The organism is Pseudomonas sp. P1.8, assembly GCF_001269805.1.
Classification (GTDB): Bacteria; Pseudomonadota; Gammaproteobacteria; order Pseudomonadales; family Pseudomonadaceae; genus Aquipseudomonas.
On sequence record NZ_LHVM01000041.1, the window covers coordinates 1 to 1,410 of the forward strand.

The following is a 1,410-nucleotide window of genomic DNA, read 5'->3' on the forward strand; positions in this document are numbered from 1 at the left end:
GTGATCGCGCTGCGGAACGACCCGACGCCTGAGCTGGATCGTGTCCCGCGCTACCGGCTCGGCGAGGATCATCCCGGCGCCTCTTACCTGCAACCCAGGGACAAACCATGAGCACGCCCGAGGCAGGCACCACAAAACAACGGCTGTTGTCGCGCAATGATTATTTGGCGCCGCTGCCCATCCCTACCGGAGAAAAGCCGTGTGATGTGCTCAACATCATCTGGCGCAAGAACGAGGTGTTTCTCGACATCGGCAATTACAGCATTGGTTCAGCGGTGATGGTGCTCTGGCCGATGGTGGTACTGTTTGCATTTATGGGTTATCTGTTCAGAAATGATCACGATGAAATGCACCTTTTTGCGGTGATGACCACCATCATTATTGGTGTGCCTACCGTTCTCTTGATCCAGGCCCTATTCCGCGAAGTACCGCTCCCTGTGCGCTTCAACCGCCAACGCCGCGAAGTCTGCGTCCCACGCGATAACGGCGAATACTGGCTCGTTCCCTGGGAAAGCGTGACCGCCGCCGCCACTCAGCACTCTTCCGTCAGCCAGGCTGGCCGCAACACGATGGGCTTGCTGGTCATCGGCTTCGAGAATCCGGATCCCCATGCAGAGGAAGACAACAAGCACTTTTCGCTGGGCTTCCACTGCGGCGGCGGCACCACGGCCATGGCGTTGTGGGAGTGCATGCGCAGCTATATGGAGATCGGGCCGGCAGCAGCGCCGGAGGCGGCTGCGCTCAACTCGGGAGCGAACCTGCGCTACTACATCGATTACATGAGCGACAAGGCCAAAGAGCGCGGTTGGATTTTGACGCTGTTGTGGGAGGGCGTGTTCGGCGTATTCATCTTCAATGCTCCTCTCGCCACCTATCTGCAAAGGAAAAAGCTGTACCCACCGCCCGACCTGCTCTATCCCGACATCATCGAATGGTCCAAACCACTCCCCCCGGAACAATGGGCCAAACCCTCCCCGAAACTCGAAGCCGCCATCGCCAAACGCGAGGCTGAACTCGCTACCCAGCAAGAGCGAGAGCCGGCGTGACGACGAATCCTCAAGGCCGGTTGCCCGGCAGCGTTTCCCTGCGGTTGCGCTATCGCACGCCACTCCTCGCCATGCTCGGCGCCCCGACCTTCATCGGCGGCGAAGCAGGGCTGGCCTTTACCCTGAACGATCGTGTCCCGCGCTACCGGCTCGGCGAAGATCATCCCGGTGCCTCTTACCTGCAACCCAGGGACAAACCATGAGCACGCCCGAGGCAGGCACCACAAAAAAACGGCTGTTGTCGCGCAATGATTATTTGGCGCCGCTGCCCATCCCTACGGGAGAAAAGCCGTGTGATGTGCTCAACATCATCTGGCGCAAGAACGAGGTGTTTCTGGATGTCGGCAACTACAGCATCGGTTCG

The 1,410-nt window shown here is 59.4% G+C and carries 2 protein-coding genes; both read left to right on the forward strand.

The genetic code is table 11. The features are described from left to right. The first annotated feature begins 107 nt into the window (after positions 1-107). Positions 108-1,046 (forward strand): hypothetical protein, encoded by a 939-nt coding sequence (locus AD668_RS28330; protein ID WP_053164497.1) that lies wholly within the window; start codon positions 108-110, stop codon positions 1,044-1,046. Further along, positions 1,043-1,249, forward strand: coding sequence for a hypothetical protein (locus tag AD668_RS28335; protein ID WP_053164498.1), 207 nt, complete (start codon positions 1,043-1,045; stop codon positions 1,247-1,249). Before AD668_RS28330 ends, AD668_RS28335 begins: the two co-directional genes overlap by 4 nt. The last annotated feature ends 161 nt before the right edge of the window (positions 1,250-1,410 follow it).